General features: G+C 29.0%; 20 protein-coding genes. 2 read left to right on the top strand and 18 right to left on the bottom strand.

Features of this window, described 5'->3' with window-relative positions; genetic code table 11:
* Positions 1 to 12 precede the first annotated feature (12 nt).
* Positions 13 to 534, top strand: a complete 522-nt coding sequence (locus tag FYJ83_RS12080) for an endolytic transglycosylase MltG (RefSeq protein WP_154440834.1) — start codon at positions 13 to 15, stop codon at positions 532 to 534.
* A gap of 30 nt (positions 535 to 564) precedes the next feature.
* Here the strand turns inward: FYJ83_RS12080 and FYJ83_RS12075 are convergent, their stop codons facing one another.
* Positions 565 to 1,119, bottom strand: a complete 555-nt coding sequence (locus tag FYJ83_RS12075) for a DUF6648 family protein (protein ID WP_154440833.1) — start codon at positions 1,117 to 1,119, stop codon at positions 565 to 567.
* Positions 1,120 to 1,166: 47 nt separating this feature from the next.
* Entirely contained in the window at positions 1,167 to 1,889 is a 723-nt protein-coding gene (locus FYJ83_RS12070) for a pseudouridine synthase (protein ID WP_154440832.1), read from the bottom strand.
* Positions 1,890 to 2,019: 130 nt separating this feature from the next.
* On the opposite strand from FYJ83_RS12070, the gene FYJ83_RS12065 reads away from it, so the two are divergent.
* Complete coding sequence (locus tag FYJ83_RS12065; RefSeq protein WP_154440831.1) at positions 2,020 to 2,181, top strand: DUF1540 domain-containing protein; 162 nt, start codon at positions 2,020 to 2,022, stop codon at positions 2,179 to 2,181.
* A gap of 35 nt (positions 2,182 to 2,216) precedes the next feature.
* Here the strand turns inward: FYJ83_RS12065 and FYJ83_RS12060 are convergent, their stop codons facing one another.
* The 16 genes from FYJ83_RS12060 to FYJ83_RS11985 form a co-directional block, all read right to left on the bottom strand.
* Complete coding sequence (locus tag FYJ83_RS12060; protein WP_154440830.1) at positions 2,217 to 2,651, bottom strand: hypothetical protein; 435 nt, start codon at positions 2,649 to 2,651, stop codon at positions 2,217 to 2,219.
* Between the two features lie 101 nt (positions 2,652 to 2,752).
* Entirely contained in the window at positions 2,753 to 3,700 is a 948-nt protein-coding gene (locus FYJ83_RS12055) for a TIGR01212 family radical SAM protein (RefSeq protein WP_154440829.1), read from the bottom strand.
* Positions 3,701 to 3,797: 97 nt separating this feature from the next.
* Complete coding sequence (locus FYJ83_RS12050) at positions 3,798 to 4,208, bottom strand: DUF1292 domain-containing protein (protein ID WP_195837993.1); 411 nt, start codon at positions 4,206 to 4,208, stop codon at positions 3,798 to 3,800.
* Between the two features lie 86 nt (positions 4,209 to 4,294).
* Entirely contained in the window at positions 4,295 to 5,749 is a 1,455-nt protein-coding gene (locus FYJ83_RS12045; protein ID WP_154440828.1) for an aminoacyl-histidine dipeptidase, read from the bottom strand.
* 112 nt (positions 5,750 to 5,861) lie between these two features.
* Entirely contained in the window at positions 5,862 to 6,359 is a 498-nt protein-coding gene (locus FYJ83_RS12040) for a GAF domain-containing protein (protein ID WP_154440827.1), read from the bottom strand.
* A 58-nt stretch (positions 6,360 to 6,417) separates the two neighbouring features.
* Positions 6,418 to 6,885, bottom strand: a complete 468-nt coding sequence (gene nrdG / locus FYJ83_RS12035; RefSeq protein WP_154440826.1) for an anaerobic ribonucleoside-triphosphate reductase activating protein — start codon at positions 6,883 to 6,885, stop codon at positions 6,418 to 6,420.
* A gap of 12 nt (positions 6,886 to 6,897) precedes the next feature.
* A complete protein-coding gene (locus tag FYJ83_RS12030) occupies positions 6,898 to 9,222 on the bottom strand; it encodes an anaerobic ribonucleoside triphosphate reductase (protein WP_216585127.1) in 2,325 nt (774 codons plus the stop codon).
* Positions 9,223 to 9,321: 99 nt separating this feature from the next.
* The gene (locus FYJ83_RS12025) at positions 9,322 to 10,200 is read right to left on the bottom strand and encodes a radical SAM/SPASM domain-containing protein (protein ID WP_154440825.1); all 879 of its coding nucleotides are present in this window, start codon (positions 10,198 to 10,200) and stop codon (positions 9,322 to 9,324) included.
* Positions 10,201 to 10,246: 46 nt separating this feature from the next.
* A complete protein-coding gene (msrA, locus tag FYJ83_RS12020; RefSeq protein WP_154440824.1) occupies positions 10,247 to 10,723 on the bottom strand; it encodes a peptide-methionine (S)-S-oxide reductase MsrA in 477 nt (158 codons plus the stop codon).
* Between the two features lie 96 nt (positions 10,724 to 10,819).
* Positions 10,820 to 12,583 (bottom strand): DUF4153 domain-containing protein, encoded by a 1,764-nt coding sequence (locus FYJ83_RS12015; protein WP_154440823.1) that lies wholly within the window; start codon positions 12,581 to 12,583, stop codon positions 10,820 to 10,822.
* An 80-nt stretch (positions 12,584 to 12,663) separates the two neighbouring features.
* Positions 12,664 to 14,010 carry a GTP pyrophosphokinase gene (locus FYJ83_RS12010; RefSeq protein WP_154440822.1) on the bottom strand — a complete coding sequence of 449 codons (1,347 nt, stop codon included), beginning with the start codon at positions 14,008 to 14,010 and terminating at the stop codon, positions 12,664 to 12,666.
* Between the two features lie 106 nt (positions 14,011 to 14,116).
* Positions 14,117 to 15,220 carry an NADH:ubiquinone reductase (Na(+)-transporting) subunit F gene (locus tag FYJ83_RS12005; RefSeq protein ID WP_154440821.1) on the bottom strand — a complete coding sequence of 368 codons (1,104 nt, stop codon included), beginning with the start codon at positions 15,218 to 15,220 and terminating at the stop codon, positions 14,117 to 14,119.
* Positions 15,221 to 15,231: 11 nt separating this feature from the next.
* Positions 15,232 to 15,822 carry an NADH:ubiquinone reductase (Na(+)-transporting) subunit E gene (locus FYJ83_RS12000; protein ID WP_154440820.1) on the bottom strand — a complete coding sequence of 197 codons (591 nt, stop codon included), beginning with the start codon at positions 15,820 to 15,822 and terminating at the stop codon, positions 15,232 to 15,234.
* The gene (locus FYJ83_RS11995) at positions 15,819 to 16,451 is read right to left on the bottom strand and encodes an NADH:ubiquinone reductase (Na(+)-transporting) subunit D (protein WP_154440819.1); all 633 of its coding nucleotides are present in this window, start codon (positions 16,449 to 16,451) and stop codon (positions 15,819 to 15,821) included. The genes FYJ83_RS12000 and FYJ83_RS11995 overlap by 4 nt, the downstream gene beginning before the upstream one ends.
* Complete coding sequence (locus FYJ83_RS11990) at positions 16,451 to 17,056, bottom strand: FMN-binding protein (RefSeq protein ID WP_154440818.1); 606 nt, start codon at positions 17,054 to 17,056, stop codon at positions 16,451 to 16,453. The genes FYJ83_RS11995 and FYJ83_RS11990 overlap by 1 nt, the downstream gene beginning before the upstream one ends.
* The gene (locus FYJ83_RS11985; RefSeq protein ID WP_229768579.1) at positions 17,053 to 18,036 is read right to left on the bottom strand and encodes an RnfABCDGE type electron transport complex subunit D; all 984 of its coding nucleotides are present in this window, start codon (positions 18,034 to 18,036) and stop codon (positions 17,053 to 17,055) included. Before FYJ83_RS11985 ends, FYJ83_RS11990 begins: the two co-directional genes overlap by 4 nt.
* Positions 18,037 to 18,278: the final 242 nt, after the last annotated feature.

Genomic DNA, 18,278 nt, shown 5'->3' with positions numbered 1-18,278 from the left:
AGAGGTGAAATTATGAAAAAGTTTTTTGAGATCATAAAGGATATTTTATATGATTCTGTAGACTACATAATAATGATAGGAATAGTAGGAATTGTAATATTTATTATAGGTTGGAGGTTAGACCTTCTGTTTGCAAAAGATGCCTTGGATATGCCACCAAATGATATTGTTATTGAAGATAATAATGGTGAAAATAAAAGTAATGAAGATTCTAATTCAGATAAAGATAATAGCGAAAATCCATCAGATGAAAATAATGGCCCTAAGGAAGATAATAATACTAACAATAATAAAGATGAAAACAAACCAAAAGATACTAACAACAGTGGTAACATGGTTAAATTTAACATTCCACCAGGCTCATTACCATCTAAAATCGGTAATATATTAGCAGAAAATGGTTTAGTAAGCAGCAAAGAAGATTTTGTTATAAAAGCTCAAGAATTAAAGTTAGATACTAAGCTAAAATCAGGAGACTATGAAATCAAATCCAATAGTTCAATAGAAGAAATTCTTAAAATACTTACAAAATAAAGTCTTCCTAATGGAAGACTTTATTTTTAATTAATAGGTTTCATTAATATATCCATCTATTAAAGATAATTTTTTTTCTTCTAAAAATACTCCTTTTTCTTTTAATATATCTAATAACCAAATTGCCTTTGAGTGAAATATTGCTTCCTTATAATTGAGAAGTACAATTTCATAAAGTTTATCATCTAAACGCTTTGAGTTTAAGCTGACAAAATATGCTTCAATATCTTTAAATTCCAAATACTCAAGTAAATTTAAAGCAGCTTTGTCCTTTTCATTATAATAATTATTTCCTTTATTCAAATAATAATTATAATATTTTTGATGTTTTTTGGTATTCTTTACTTCTTTAGCCAACATAGAAAAGTACTTGGCTAAGACATTATAATACTGATAATTAAACATTCCCATTTCATAACTATCAATTCTTAAAAAAGGTTTAAAATTCATTCTCATTACTAAATCATAGTTATATTCTAAAAATTGTTTCTTTGTTATATTTCCTTTTTCAAACTCAAATATTAAAGAGGATCTTCTATGAAAAAATGTTTCAAAGTTGTCCCCAGTTTTGCTATAAAAAATCAAGCTACACACCCTATCTAATTTATTTTCAAATTATATTATATCATAAATTATAGCTCTTTTAATAAAGATATTTCTGTTTTTGTTAATTCTCTATATTCTCCTGAGTCTAATAGCTGGTCTAAAACCAATGGTCCCATGGAAATTCTCTTTAAAAATAAAACTTTCATTCCAATACTTTCAAACATCCTCTTTACCTGATGAAACTTTCCTTCTTGTATAGTTAAATATACCTTAGATATTATATTTCCATTAATTATCTCTAAATCTGCTGGTAAAGTTTTATATCCATCATCTAAGGTGATTCCTTTTTTAAAAACTTCAATGTATTTATCTTCAACATATCCGTCTACTTCCACATAATATTTTTTATTTACTCCTTTTTTAGGAGATAATAGTTCATGGGCTAATTTACCGTCATTGCTTATTAATAAAAATCCTTCTGTATCTTTATCCAATCTTCCTACTGGAAAAGGCTTATAAATTAAATATTCTTCTGATAATAAATCTATTACTGTTTTAGTTCTAGGATCATCAGTAGAAGATACAAGTCCTTGAGGTTTATTCATCATTAAATATATATATTCTCTATATAAAACTTCTTCCTCGCCCAAAAAAATCTCATCTTCATATGGATTTACTTTAAATTCATTATTGCAAATAATACTATTATTTACCTTTACTCTTCCATCCTTAATAAACTTTTTTACATCTTTTCTGCTTCCATATCCCATATTAGCAAGAACTTTATCTAGTCTTTCTTTTTTTGCCATATTATCACCTTCCATATTCTATATATTATTCTACCTTATTTCCCATTTTATTTAAACTATCTTAGGAATATTTTTTGTTAAAATAGTAAGACTATTAGTGTAAGAATATTTAATTTGAAAGGAGATTACCATGCACAACGAACAAATTACTGAAGGTGTAAAATGTGTAGTAAATACTTGTCACTATTATAAATCAGGAGATTTATGTACAGCTGGTAAAATTGAAATATTACCTAGAAACGCTTCTACATCCGAAGAAACAGATTGTGGTACTTTTAAATCTTCAAAATAGTATAAATAAAGGAGACAGCTAACTGTCTCCTTTATTTATACTGCACATTCAAGTCCTAATTCTATTGCATATTCTCGTAAATGTTCTGGTATTTGATCCATAGTATAATTTACATTTATGAAAAATTCTACTTCCAATTTTTCTCCTATTTTCTTTAATTTTTCCACTAACTTTTCTAGATTTGGAATACTCAAATCAATTACTTTGTAGATGCTGTCTACATAAATTTTTTCCACATCATAATCCATTCCAATTAAACCACACAAAAAGCCATAGAAAGATTCAATATTTATTATATTGAATTCCATGGCATTAATTAGTCGTACATTATAATCTAAAGTAAAAATATGGTCGTCATCCACATCAATAAAAGCAATATTACCATTACCCGCCTTCATATCCTTGTTAGCATTATCGATTAACCATTTTGTCTTTCCTGCACCTTTTTCACCCAAAATTAATTTAACCATGACTAACCACCTCTACCTTTCTTTTTATTATATATTATATATTCGACATAATTCGATTATTTCCTTCTTTTTTGAAGAAACTTTTTGAAAATTTAAAAAACCTATTGGAATTTTTTTAGTCCTCTTCCATTTAAATAATTAAATTTAATCCCTTGTCTTGAATTTCTGGACTCCATCAAGGCGATTATAGTATCTCTTATTTTCCACCAAGACTCATTCCAATTGACAAATAGTGAATTTTCTTCAGGTGCTCTTCCTATAATCCTTTGAATCACAATATTAGGATCAAGATATTCTAGAAATAAAATTACCCTCTCTATATATTCTTCTTTAGAAATTAAAGCTATTTCTCCATTTTTATATAAAGTTCCTAAAGTTGTTCCATCAACTATATATAAGGCATGTAGTTTCACTTCATCTATTCCTAGGGCTGATAATACCTTAGCATTTTCAATTACATCAGCTTCTGTATCCCAAGGAAGATTTAAGATTATATGTGTACAATTTCTTAATCCATATCTTTTAATCCTTATACTTGCGTCTATAAATTCAGCTAATGTATGGCCTCTATTAATTTTTTCTAAAGTAGAATAGTTTACTGTCTGAAGTCCTAATTCAATTGTTATATCTATATTATATATATCTTTAATTTTTGATAAATATTCTAAATAGTTGTCATTGATACAATCTGGACGAGTTGAAATAGACACCCCAACTATATCCTCTAATAAAACTTGGTCTATACACTCCTTAAAGCTTTCAAAAGGTAAATAAGTATTTGTAAAATTTTGAAAATAAGCTATAAATTTTTTTGCTTTATACTTATTACCTATATATCTTTTATTCCTCTCTAACTGTTCTCTTACTGATATGGAAGATGATAAGTTTTCAAAAGAACCACCTTCCTCTCCACAAAATATACAACCCCCTCTCCCTACAGTACCATCCCTATTGGGACAGGTCAATGGCAAAGATATAGGTAGTTTATATACCTTTTCACCAAATTTTTCACTCAAATATTTAGAATAGGTATTATATACTGTGCTCAACCTTTTCCTCCTTCCTTATGAACTTAATACCCTTTTAAGTAAGTCTTACTCAATTATATAGTTAAAGCACTTTACCAAAGGTAAAGCGCCCTTTATACTATTCTTCGTCATCTAACTCATCATAGTTTTCATACTCTACAAAGTCTTCATCATCTATAAATAAAGCTTCAAAAGCTTCAGATACAGTTCCAAATTCTTCTTCATTTTCAATTGGCAATAAATCAAATTCATTATCTTCTAATTCAACATATCTATAAAGCAATACCTCATCATCACCCATTGGTAATAATGCAATATATTCAACATCTTCAACTTCAAATATACCTAAAACACTACACTCTAATTCAGTATCATCATCAAGTGTAAGATATATTATATCGTTTTCCTCCATATCCTCAAAATCAAAATCATCTAATTCATGGTCATGATCATCACAGCCACATCCACAACCACAGCCACCACAATGCTCATCATTATATTCAAAAGCTTCATCTTTTTTATTGTCCATTTTCATTCTCCTTTACCTTTATATTTATTAATTATATGCTAATGATACCCTATTTAGATATATAAGTACATATATATTTTATAAAATCAATGAATTTTTTCTAGTACCTTTAAAAGCAATTTATATGTTCTTTCTGTAGATGATATACTTAGTTTTTCCCCTGGTGCGTGTACTCCATACATATTTGGACCAAAAGAGATCATGTCTATGCTGCCAAATTTCTCCTTGAATAAGCCACATTCAAGTCCTGCGTGTATTGCATCAATATTTATTTCGTTATTATATAGTTCTTTATAAGCATCTTTAAATACATCTCTTATATAAGATTCTTTAGCATATTCCCATGCAGGATAAGATGATGTACTTTCCCACTCTGCTCCAATATTTTCAGCAAGTACTCTTATTTGGTTTGCTATATAAGTCTTTAGACTTCCAATGGAAGACCTTATGGCAGACTCCATAGTTATACTGTCTCCAGTAGTTATTATAACGCCTAAGTTACTTGAGCTTTCTACTAAACCCTTAATATCCATACTCATGGAGTTAACTCCATTTGGAAAAAGCATCAAAGCAGTAATTGTTTTTTGTGTAGTATCCTTAGAAAACACCTTATCTCTTTTGTCATCTACTTTTATAAAAGATAATTCAACATCTTTATCAGTAGAAAGTAACTCAAATCTAAATTCTTTTTCTATTTCTTTAATAATCGCATTAGCTTTTTCTACATTATATTTTTCCATAGCAACAACTGCTTTTGTATATCTAGGAATGGCATTTGATTTTGAACCACCTTCTATATAACATAAATTTATATCTATCTCTCTATTTAATCTTTGAAGCACTCTTCCAATTATTTTATTAGAATTCCCTCTTCCTTTATCAATTTCCATTCCAGAGTGTCCACCTTTAAGTCCAGATACTGATATTTCATATATTTCCTTATTGTTTAACATTTCATCCCATTCTATGGGAATTGTAACTAGATTTCTTTCTCCCCCTGCACAACTTACAAGTATTGTTCCTTCTTCTTCTGAATCTATATTTATTAGTATTTTACCTGTTACACTTTGTGGTTCTAAGGCTGCTGCTCCAGTCATACCAGATTCTTCATTAGATGTTATAAGAACCTCCAAGGGAGGATGGGCTATATTTTTTGACTCCAGTACAGCCAACGCCATTGCTACGGCAATACCATTATCAGCTCCAAGGGTAGTTTCTTTGGCCATAATATAATCTCCTTCTACTTCAAGTTTTATAGGATCCTTTGAAAAATCATGATTTGAGTTATCTACCTTCTCTCCTACCATATCCATATGTCCCTGTAGTATTATAGTAGGACTATTTTCGTATCCCTTATAAGCTGGTTTTTTTATAATTATATTCAAAGCCTTATCCTGTATAACTTCTAATCCTAAATTTCTGCCTACACTGGCTAGATAGTCACTTATTTTTTGTTCATCATAGGAACATCTAGGTATCTTAGATATTTCTTCAAAGTAGTACATTACCCTTTCTGGCTTTAGTCCTTGTAAAACTCCCATTTTATATCCTCCTTATTCCTATACACCCTAAAATAGTCAATTTAGTTTATATAGTATTATAATCTTTACCATAATTTATAATTCTTAAACTTACATTAAATCTTTTATTTAACTATATTTTTTCCCAATTTATATTTTGATTTAATAATTCTACAAGATTAGTAAAATATTTTTCCTCTAGTTCTGTAAATCTATTTTTTTCTGGACTATCTAAATCCAGTACTCCATAGACTCTATTATTCTTTATTATTGGTATAACAAGTTCTGAATTAGACTGACTATCACAAGCAATATGTCCTGGGAACAAGTGTACATCTGGTACTAATTGAGTTTCTCTAGTCTCCACTGCTTTTCCACAAACTCCCTTTCCCATACTTATTCTATTACAAGCTGGAAGCCCCTGGAATGGTCCTAAAACCAATTCATTGTCCCTTAATATATAAAACCCCGCCCAATTCAATCTATCTGCACATGCCATTATTATGCCTGTTATATTTGAAATATTTGCTAAATCATCCTGTTCTGAACTAAGCTGCCCTTTTACAAGAAGAATCATATATCGCATTCTTTCTTCTTGGTTCATATCTTTTATTCCATCTAATTTAAACATATCTATTTCACCTCATAAGCACTCTCTCTTTATAAATAATACTAAATTCCATTTATAGCTACCCTAAATATTTCTTAACGTCTATTATTCTTTGATTTGTTGAACCCCTAAACTGTAACATCATAGATTTTTTTGATATGTCGAATTTGCCATCTATTAAAATATCTGTCTGCAATAGCAACTCCCTAAACTTTTTATTTTTAAGCATTTGTTCAAAAGTATATCCAGTATATGTTACTACACTTAATCCAAGGCTTTTAACTTTTCTAGCTAAGATACTACACTCCAATGCTTGTTCAAAGGGTTCTCCTCCACTGAGAGTAATACCATCTAGCAGAGAATTTTCCTTCACCATTTTTACTATATTATCTACTTCTATTAAGCTCCCTCCATTAAAAGAGTGGGTACTAGGATTATGACATCCAACACAGTTATGTTTACATCCTTGGGTAAACACCACTAATCTAATTCCTGGACCATCTACAATGGATTCCTCTTCTATTCCTGCTATTCTTATTTTATCCATAATTACTACCCCTTATTTGGAACAAGAAAAATGTTTTACTCTATCTCTTTCTTCTGCTTTTTTAGCATCATTAAACCTATCAAGAGTTCCTACTAAGTATCCAGTAATACGTCTAATTCTTTCAAATTTAATATTGCCTTCTTCTCTCCCACATTGAGGACATGTATCTCCTATAATTCCTGTATAACCACATACAGGATCTCTGTCTACAGGGTGATTAATAGAACCATAGCCAATTCCAGCTTCCTTCATGGCTTTAACAATTCTCTCGAAAGCTTCTAAGTTTTGAGATGGATCTCCATCTATTTCTACATATGTTATATGTCCTGCATTAGTCAATTCATGGTAAGGAGCTTCTATATTTATTTTATCTATAGCCTTAGTCTTATAATAAACTGGTACATGGAAACTATTTGTATAATATTCTCTATCTGTTATACCTTCTAAACTTCCAAATCTTTCCCTATCCATTTTTACAAATCTACCTGACGTTCCTTCAGCAGGTGTTCCAATTAAAGTAAAATTCATTTTATATTGTTTACTAATATCATCCATTCTGGCTCTCATATGTTTAATTATATCTAATCCTAATGTTTGTGCTTCCTTACTTTCACCATGATGACTGCCGATTAGTGCTTTTAAACATTCTGCTAATCCTATAAAACCAATTGATAATGTTCCATGTTTTAGCACTTCTCTTATATTGTCATCTCTAGTTAATTTATCTGAGTCCATCCAAATTCTTTGTCCCATTAGAAACGGGAAGTTACTTACTTTTTTACTTGCTTGGATTTCAAACCTTTCTATTAGCTGTTCTATAACTAAATCTATAGTTTCATCTAATTTCTTATAAAAACTATTTATATTACCCCTATTTTCAAGGCCTATTCGTGGTAAGTTAATAGTTGTAAAGCTTAAATTACCTCTTCCATTTACAATTTCCCTAGATGGATCATATACATTTCCTATTACCCTAGTTCTACAACCCATATAGGCTATTTCTGTTTCTGGATGACCTTCCTTATAATATTTAAGATTAAAAGGTGCATCTATAAATGAGAAGTTTGGAAACAATCTTTTAGCACTTACTTTACAAGATAGTTTAAATAAGTCATAGTTTATATCCTCTTTATTATAGTTAATACCTTCTTTTACCTTAAAAATCTGTATTGGAAATATAGGTGTTTCTCCATTTCCTAGTCCTTCTTCTGTTGTTAATAGTAAATTTTTAATTACCATTCTTCCTTCTACTGATGTATCTGTTCCATAATTTATTGAGCTAAATGGTATTTGAGCTCCTGCTCTAGAGTGCATAGTGTTAAGGTTATGAATCAAAGCTTCCATAGCTTGAAAAGTTCTTCTATCTGTATCTTTATAACTATTCTTTTCAGTAAACCTTTGTACTTTATCCACTATTTCATCATCATTTAGTAATTCTTTTAAATATTCTGCTTCCTTTAATAGATATTCTTCATTGTTACTTAAAGTTGGAACTAGGTTATATTCTTCTTCAAGGATACTAAATACATTATCAAGGTTTTCGTCTAAATCCACATCTTCTACTAGTATCTCAATAGATTTTCTTAAATTTTGTCTATATTGTTTAATATAAGTCTTCTTTACCCCAAAGGACATGGCATAATCAAAATTAGGTATGGATTGTCCTCCATGTTGGTCATTTTGATTTGACTGTATAGCAATACAAGCTAGTGCTGCATATGAATGTATATCTCTAGGTTCTCTTAAAAATCCATGACCTGTACTAAAGCCATTTTTAAATAATTCTATTAAATCTATTTGACAGCAGGTAGTTGTTAATGTAAGAAAATCTAAATCATGTATATGAATTTCCCCTGATTTATGAGCTCTTGAGTGTGCTGGATTTAAAACAAACAAGTCGTAAAATTGTTTAGCTGATTCAGAGCCATATTTTAACATAGTTCCCATAGGAGTATCTCCATCTATGTTGGCATTTTCTCTTTTTATATCCACATCTTTAGCATCTTTAAAAGTTAAATCTTCAAATACTTTCATTAGTCTAGTATTCATTTCTCTCACTTTATTTCTATCTGCTCTATATAATATGTACTCTTTAGCAGTTTTAGCGTGTCCCGATTCAATCAGAACTTTTTCTACTATATCTTGTATATCCTCTACACCTGGTGTTTTTCCACTATATTTTTCATTAGTTAGTATAATCACCTTTTCTGCCAATGCCATTGAAGTATTATAATCATATCCACCTGCTGCCTGTGCAGCTTTGAATATTGCATTAGAGATTTTCTCCACATTAAAAGGAACTTCCCTTCCATCCCTTTTTTTTATTTTAGTAATCACTTAAATCCCCCTCTTTTTCTATATATCGTTACTTAATTTTACCAAACCACTATATCTTGTGTCAATCTTTAAACCATAAATAAACATCTTAAATTTTCTTCATAAATTAAATCTTATTCTATAACCGCATTTTCTACACATTTCTTCTACTATTACTCTTTTAGAAAATCCTTCATATATATTTCTAGCTCTAGTACTGGATAATATTTGATTTAATGACTCATTATAGATATTCCCTAAAGGAATTTTTCCTTCCCCGTCTAAACAGCAGGGAATCACTGTTCCATCTACCAGTATACCTATTTGATTTCTTAAACCATAACAATATCCTTCACTTCCAAAGTCTTCATTATTTAAATCTGGCCATATAAATTCAAAGTCTTGATTTAAATATATTCTGTCTTTTATTTTAAATCCCTTTTGTGGATTTATTATATCTTCAATTTTAAAAGGAAGATTAAATTCCAATTGAATTCTATCCAATATTTCTTTGTTTTTATTTATTTCTTTATTAAATACATTATCCTCTGTCAAGTTCCAAAGTCTTAAAGCTATTATTATATCTTTGTTATTTTTAGTAGACTTAATAAAGCTAAATATATTATCTAAATAATCATCTTTATTTTCCATTCCATTATTTCCATCAAAGCTATGGAGGGAAATATTAATCTGTCTAAGGGATGGTTTGTTTAATAATTTATCTCCCACTTTTGAAAGCAGAGTTCCATTGGTGGTTATATTGACTTTAAAACCTTTGTCATAGGATATATCCAATAATTTATCTATATCAGGATGCAATAAAGGTTCTCCCTTTACATGAAAATATAAATAGTCTGTAAAACCCTTTACTTCATCAAGGATATGATAGAATTCATCTATTTCAATAAATCTATTATGTCTATTGGTTGTAGGACAAAATTCACATTGCAGATTACAAACATTAGTTATTTCTATATATACTTTTTTGAATTTTTTCATATCTTCATCTCCATGCACATTAAAAGAATCCCCTAAGGGATTCCTTTTATTTACTTAAATCTATATGACAATATCCACCAGGGTTTTTCTTTAAATAGTCTTGATGATATTCTTCTGCATTAAAGAAAATTTTCAGTGGCATAATTTCTGTTACTATGGGCTTATCATACTTCTTTTGTTGTTCTTCCAATGTTTTATTTATAATATCTAAATCCTCTTTATCTATATAGTAAATTCCAGTTCTATATTGATTTCCGATATCTGGTCCTTGTCTATTGGATACAGTTGGATCTATTATTTTCCAAAACTTATTTAATAACTGTTCTAAAGAAATTATATTTTCATTATATTTTATATAGGTTGTTTCAGTATGACCTGTAATCCCTGTACAAACCTCTTGATAGGTTGGATTTTCTTTTGTTCCATTGGCATATCCAACTTCAGTATCTACTACTCCGTCTAATCTAGACATATATTCCTCTACACCCCAAAAACATCCGCCTGCTAAATATATTTCTTTCATTTTAATACCTCCAATCTATATTATAATATAATTTACCTATAATAAATAGTATTATATACTAATTCTTTTTAAAAAACAGGGTATATATTTTTCAACTTATTGTTTATTTGAAATTAGTAATATAAATTCTACATTATCAATTTCCAATAAATCTTGATCATCTATTCTTCCACTTATATTGGTAAATATAAATTTAAGGTCTATATTGTCTATACTATCTCTTATGGAAACGTTATATGTTGTATCTTTATAGGAAACCATAGACTTTTCTTTATCTTCCTCTTTAGATGCTTGTTTATTATATATATCTTTTACAAATTCCATTATACCCTGTTCCAATATAATTCTATCATCTTTAGAAATAGTTAATACATTTTTTGTTTTATTAAACTGTAAAGTTAATCCTCCAGTTTCTATTTTGTCTTCATTCCAATATTCTATATTTATATAATAATCAAATCCTTTTATATCTATAGGCTCTCTATTTCCATAAATTCCAAAGTAAAAATACCTATTGTTTTCATATGGCATATAAGCATTATATTTAAATCCAAATACATTTTCCATTTTATCAAAACTAAAATCCTTAGGTAAAACCTTTATATCTTGGATACTATGGTTTGTATTAAAATAACTTAGTATATTATTTATTTCTTTTTTATCGTCCTTAGTTATATCTGGACTTAATACTATATTACCATTTGAAATCATATGATTTCTTTTTAATATATTTTCAAATCTTTTATTTTGACTATATTTAGATATGGCAAAACTACTAAAAGGTCCATATACGGAATTCAACATTATTACAGACAAACTAATTGGTATAACAATATTTTTCAAAGGTTTTTTCACTGCAAAATATATCATTATACCTAGTACCCACAATCCTAATACTATTAAATAGTACCTATTTTCTGTTATTCCATATTGATTTACCCTTTGATATATAGATATATACATCATCAATATAATGGGAATTATTATTTTAGGAAAAAAGGTTTTAAATGTATTTGCAATTTTATTTTCATCTAGTATTGGAGTTATTAAGAATATAACTCCAACTGATATAGTTGAATACCAAAGTACCAAATGTGATACTAACCCTCTTGGCCATATTCTAGTTAAAAGTATTTTACCAAAGTATATATATAGTATTATAGTATAAATAGTTATTAAAGGAATTACTATATAAGTTAGTAATATGGTTAAAGGTTTTCCATATTCTATTTCTTCATATTGGGTATCCACATAAGGTAACTTTGATAAAAATAATGATATTGCAAATATAAAGAATACGATTAAAAACATATAATAATATAACTCTACTGGAACATTAGCATCAAATAACTGGTCAATAGTAAAAAAGATTGCTGATAAGCCAAAGTAAAGCACAAATGAATATACAAAGGTTAAGACGAAACTATAGTATATATCCATTATATAGTACTCATAATCCTTATTCTTTCCAATCCTTGAAATATATAAAAATCCTAAAATACAAAATATCATAGTACCTATATATCTGGAAATCTCTGCAGTATTATTATCCTCTAAAAATATAAAATAATACAATAATAAAAATCCAGCTCCAACACAATATAGAATTGTTGAGACTAATTTATTTTTTTCAAAAAATCGCTCTATACCTAGACTAATAAATAAAGATAAAGGAATTCCTAATCCTAACACTAAAGTTATTTGGTCTAGTTTTTCTTTTGTCTCCCATGCCAAATGGCTCTCATTTAAATATATTAGAAATATAGCCAAAATTGTAGAAATTCCTATGGTTATAGGAAATCTCTTAATACTTTTTTGTATATTCCATAAGGTGGATTTTATTCTTCCAAAGACTTTCATTATATCAACTCCTAATATTTATGGTGTACTATATCTTTACCCAATTAGAAAAAAAAGTATTTGAAATTCTTTCAAATACTTTAAAAGTCATGTTTTAATATCATATCAATTAATTTTTCTTTATTCTCTATCCAATCATTAAAGCTTTCTATGTTTTCAAAAGCTTTTCCTATGGTATTGTTTAATTTCTTGATACTACAATCACTTAAAAAATCAACATCTAAATCTTTACAAAAATTAGTTGCTATTGTATTCAATATACAGTGAAGAATTTCTTCTTTTTCTTCATCAATGAAATCTTTATTTTCCAAAATCAACATTAAGTTTTCATGAAATCTATATCTAACAAATATTAAAAACCCTTCAAAATCTTCTGCATTATTTCCTTCCTCTATTTCAAATATTATTCTAAAAAATAAATTCCACCTAAAATCTTTATTTATTATTTCTAGAATACTATTTCCTATTTTTCTTGTAAAATCATCATTGAAAAAAATTTCTCTTTCAAAGTTCATGTATCTATTAAATGATATATGATTTTTTCCTATTTCATTTAATCTATTTAACACTCTTAAAAAGTTGGTACTATAATGTTCAGACTCTTCTAATCCACCTTTCATAAATATATAGTTTACAATAACATCTGTAGATTTTTTGAAGTCTAATACAAATCCTATTTCCTGTCTTATTTTAACTATATAAATATCATGAATAATCTTTGATAACAATGCTTGTAATTGAATTCTTTTCGTCAATGAGTTGCTGGCATCCATTCCATTTAAATGATTATACACAAGCATTAATTGCCTGTCAATCATGGATAAATTGTCTTTTATTGAAGACATTATATCTCTAAAAAAGTCTTCTGTTAACATATAGTTGAAATTTTTATACAATACTCTATGGTCAATTTCTCCCCAGAAAACATTTACTAAAGATTTTATTTGTAACTCAAAGTTAATACATACTCCATCTTTACAATACTTACCATCAATTTTATATATTTCAAATCCATTTTTTTGTTTCTGTGGCTGTTTATCTTCTAATTGCAACATAATATTTGAATTAAGACAGTTTGTATAAAAACCATCTTTACATTTTATATTAAATAACTTCATTATATCTCTATAAATCTTGTCCTCATCTTCGATAAATCTACACTCTACTCTGAACCCTATTAAATCTGATAAATTGTCCAATAGGTTTTCTGGAGTCTTATACTTTATGTAGAAATTATGACGCAATATCTTTTCTCTTAAACTCTCTGGTGATTTTATTCTATAGCTAACATTTAAAAAATGATCCTGTATAAAAAAGCTATCAGTAAAAAACTTTTCTAAAGAATTTGCAACCTTCTCAATACTCTCCTTTCTTTTTTCTATCAGTTCTAAGGTTTCGTCTATAAAGTCAAATAACTCAAGCTTCATGCCTCGTCCCCCTAAGGATTTTTTATGTATTGATTATACTTCAGTATAATTATATCATATTTTTTCTTAAAGTAGTCCATAAAAAGAGAAATCACTAGGATTTCTCTTAATCAAATTTATCAAAGTATATTAATTCTTCAGGTATACCTTTGTCCATAAGAGCTTCTACCATAGTAGCTATCATTTTTTCATTGCCACAAAGGTAGGCTTCTTTATTTTCTGAGTCTGTTAAATATTTATCTATGGCATTATTAACTCTACCTGTTTCTCCAGTCCAATTATGCTCTTCTGTTACCCTTGATAGAGTTGGTATAAATTTAAAATCATATAATTCTTCTTCCAATTCCTTAAAGTAGTCCAGCAAAAATAAATCATCTGGAGTTTTAGCACCAAAGTAAAATCTAGCCTTTCTGTTTATATTTTTTTCTCTCATATGTTTAAGTATGGAAAGTATAGGAGCGATGCCTGTACCTGCTGCAACTAATATAACTTCTCGATTACTCTCATCATCAAAATAAAAGTCTCCATATGGTCCATTTATTTGTACTGTATCTCCTACTTTTAAATGTTTATGAACATAAGTAGTACATTTTCCACCTGGTACATATCCTATAAATAGTTCTATATTATTTTTATCTCCTGCAGCAGAAGCTATTGAATAGGCTCTATAAACTTCTTCGTCATTACCTTCATATAAAGGTGCTTTCAGTTGAATAAACTGCCCTGGCTTAAATTTTATTTCCTCTCCTTCTGGTAATCTGACTCTCACTCTCTTAATTACAGAAGTCATATCCTCCAAAACTTCTACTTCAGCAAAATATTCTTTAACATTAAATAATTCTTCAGGTATCTCAATTTTAATTTTGTCTTTTACTTTACATTGGCATGAAAGCCTTACATGGTTATTTAGTTCCTCTTCAGTTAAAAATGGAATCTCAGTAGGAAGTACTGGACCACCACCTTCTAGCACTTTTACTTTACAATATCCACAAGTACCTTTACCTCCACAAGCTGATGGAATAAATATCTTTTCATCTATTAAAGTAGATAAAAGTGAGGAACCTCCCTGAACTATATAGTCTTTATCATCATTTATATTTAACTCTATTTCTCCATAATTTCCTATTGTTCTATCGGCAAGAGTAAGCAGAAAAGCAAATATAGCCGATATTCCTGTAATGGATATGGTTGTTATAATTATTTCATTCATATATTTCCCTCCTATTGGATTTGAACAATACCTGAAAAACCTATGAAAGCTAAAGCCATTAAACCAGTAATGATTAAAGTTATACCAGGTCCTTCAAGTCCCTTAGGTATTGAAGCTTTCTTTAATTTCTGACGAATTCCTGCCAATGCAACTATTGCCAATGTCCATCCAATTCCAGACCCAATACTAAATCCTATGGATTGAAGGAAATTATAATCACGAATTATCATAAATAACGAAACTCCTAATATAGCACAATTTACAGTTATAAGAGGTAAAAATATACCTAGTGCATAATATAAATTAGGAAGGTATCTTTCCACAAACATCTCTAGAAGTTGTACAAAAGCTGCTATACTGACAATAAAAACTATAAATCTCAAATAATCTAGTCCAAGAGGCAATAATATATAATGATATATAAGATAGTTTATTATAGTTGTACAAGTAAGGACAAAAGTAACTGCCTGACCCAGTCCTAAAGATGTAGGGATTTCTCTTGATACTGCTATATAAGAACACATTCCTAAAAAGTTACTAAATATCATATTGTTTGTAAAAATTGCTGCAAAGAATATAACAAAAGGATTAAGTTCTATCATAAGTTAGCCACCTGACCTTTCTTATTATCTTTCTCTTTCTCTTGAATAGTTTTTGTAATCCATATAACAACTGCCAATATGAAAAATGCAGCTGGTGGCATAATCATTATAGTCCAAGGGGTCCACCACTCTCCTAAAACTTGAATACCAAAAATTGTTCCAAAGCCTAATAGCTCTCTAATGAAAGCTATAACTAAAAGAACTAAAGTATAACCTAGACCAGAGGCTACTCCATCTAAAAATGAGGGAATAGGTGGATTCTTCTGTGCATAAGCTTCTGCCCTACCCATAATTATACAATTTGTAATAATCAAACCTACATATGGTCCTAATGCCTTGCTCATTTCTGGCATATAAGCTTTTAGGAAAATATCTACTATGATTACATAGGCGGCTATTATAAGTACTTGAACCATCATTCTAATGTGTTTTGGTGTGTAATTCCTAAGTATAGATACAGTAAATGATGATAGTGCTGTAACAAATATTAGACCAACTCCCATAATTAATGAATTTAACATAAGGTTAGTTACTGCTAAAGCTGAGCATATACCAATTATTTGCACTAATACTGGATTGTCTTCCCAAAGTCCCATTTTAAATATCTTTTTTGGACTATCTCCCTTCATTATTTATTCACCCCTTTTTTCATAAATTCTTCTAAGTCCTCATTCAAAAGTTTACTTACAGATTTTGATGTCAAGGTGGCCCCTGCTATAGCATCTACGTTTCCACCTGCTAAAGGTTTATATATAATATAGTTTCCATCTGTAGTTTTAGTTAAATCTATCCCTCTAAATTGTTCCTTATACCAATCCTCAGATATTCTTCCACCTAAGCCTGGTGTTTCACTATGGGAAATAAACTCTAACCCTAATATCTTAGAATAATCTGCTGAAACTCCAACATAGCCTTCTATGCTTCCCCATAGTCCAGAGCCATTTATTGGCACAGCATATCCTAAAATCTGTTCATTATCTCCATAGTATACATATAAATCCTCTCCTTCAAAGGATATAGACCCTATATTATCCATAAAGGCTTGATGTATGTCTTCTGGTTCTTCAGATAATGACTCTATATCAAAAATATAAAGTAATTTTTTATTTAGTTCTAGTTCTTGGTTAAATGCAATTTTATCAGCAGTGCTATAGTTTAGAAAAGCCAATATAAAAGTAAAGAAAGCGGTGATAACAACCATAAATATTATTGGAAAACTAAAAGATTTTTTCATATTGCCACCTCTTCTTTCTTTGCTTTAGATTCCTTCTTATGCTTTTTATAAGCATTGACTCCTTCGTCTATTATGGGAGCAAATGTATTTGCTATAAGTATTGCAAACATCATTCCACCAGCAAACAGTGCATATCCCCTGATGACTACTGTAATTACTCCTATAAGAATTCCATATATCCATTTACCTTCTTTTGTTTTTGGAGCAGAAATTGGATCTGTAGCCATAAATACAGCACCAAATAATAATCCACCTGCTAGAACTCCAAATATTGGGCTTGGAATCTGGCTATTTCCTAATAAATAAAGAATACTGCTTAGTCCTGTGAATCCAACTAAAACTCCTGTCATTATCTGCCAAGAAGCTACCTTTTTATATACTAAGTAGACTCCTGCAAGAATAATTAGTATTGATGAGGTTTCTCCTATTGACCCAGATACATTTCCTATTAATAAATCCATTAAAGAAGCCATTTTTCCTGTATCTCTAAATAATAGCATTGGAGTAGCTTGTGAAACTGCCTCTACACCTTCAGTAATATAAGTGCTAAACCCTCCTGGAAATCCTAATGCTGACTTTGACCATTCTATGGTCAGAGGTGCTGGGAAACATACATATACAAATGCTCTGGCTACTAAGGCAGGATTAAATACATTTTTTCCAAAGCCTCCAAATACTTCTTTCCCAAATATAATACCAAATATAATCCCTATTATAGCTATCCAATATGGAGTAGCAGGTGGCAAAGTCATGGTATATAAAATACAGCTGACAAATATTGCTTCCGAAACCTTCCTATTGTATCTTTTTGCAAAAATCCATTCAGTTGTTAATCCAGCAATAGTCACAATGCCTAAGAGTATTAGTGTTCTCCATCCAAAAAAGTATATTGATGAAAATATTAATGGAATTAAAGATACAATAACTGTTCTCATCATTTTTTGTTTCATAAAATGTTTTGAAAATTTCTGTCTTAACAAAATAACACCTCCATATTTTTTAAACTAGTTACAATTCATATATTCCCTAAATTTTCTGAAAAAAACATTTACTGGATATTATATGATATGGTTCTAAAAAAATCCTATAATTTTACATAAAAAGAGCGTCTACGACGCGTTAAATATTTGCGTACTATACTTCGATTTGAAAATTAAATTTTTCTGCTCATGTTAATATTCTATTTATTTTTGGTATAAATAAATTGGTGATAATATGAGCA

Origin of the sequence: Tissierella pigra (genome assembly GCF_009695605.1) — a bacterium.
Classification (GTDB): Bacteria; Bacillota; Clostridia; order Tissierellales; family Tissierellaceae; genus Tissierella; species Tissierella pigra.
The sequence above is the reverse complement of the archived record's forward strand: the minus strand, read 5'-3'. Positions and strand labels throughout refer to the sequence as shown.